This window comes from Teredinibacter waterburyi, assembly GCF_001922985.1.
GTDB lineage: Bacteria > Pseudomonadota > Gammaproteobacteria > Pseudomonadales > Cellvibrionaceae > Teredinibacter > Teredinibacter waterburyi.
The window spans coordinates 1-500 of record NZ_MRUH01000072.1 but is presented as its reverse complement, the minus strand read 5'-3'; the positions used below and the strand labels follow the sequence as shown (position 1 = coordinate 500).

Sequence of the window (500 nt, the reverse complement as noted above, 5' to 3'; positions counted from 1 at the left end):
GCTTCGCCACTTTACCGCAAAACTCCACTTCACACGCGGCACAGGTTAACGCGGCGTTAGGCATAAAGCATGAAATGGATTATTTACATATTATTGATATATCCTCTTTTTACTTTTGCTGACGACTTGGAGTCTAATTGGAAGTCGTGGCAATCTAAAGATATTGCAACGTATAAGTACAATCTGATTACTGGCGCAGGCCCATTCGGATATAGTCGATATAAAGTAAAGGTCGTAGATGGCGTTTGTAAGGCTAAAACGAAATACATTTTTAGGCGAACACCCTGGTTCTGGAAAAAGACCAGCTGTGAAAATATAAGGTTTGCTGATCTCTATATGGCCATTCGACAGCAGATTGAAGCTGGTGTTCATAGTATGGATATTACGTATGATCAAAAACACAATTTTGTATCCAGTTTTTCAGTGGTGCCAGATGCAAAAGAAGAAGATACAGATTGGTACTTTAAAGTAACTGATTTTAAAAATGAGTAAAATGCCTA

The 500-nt window shown here is 38.4% G+C and carries 1 protein-coding gene; it reads left to right on the top strand.

Features of this window, described 5'->3' with window-relative positions:
- Positions 1-69 precede the first annotated feature (69 nt).
- Entirely contained in the window at positions 70-492 is a 423-nt protein-coding gene (locus IDZ20_RS05830; RefSeq protein ID WP_188150491.1) for a DUF6174 domain-containing protein, read from the top strand.
- Positions 493-500: the final 8 nt, after the last annotated feature.

Coding starts and splice junctions, on each gene's coding strand:
- IDZ20_RS05830 (WP_188150491.1), top strand. CDS start 70: ATGAAATGGATTATTTACATATTATTGATATATCCTCTTTTTACTTTT.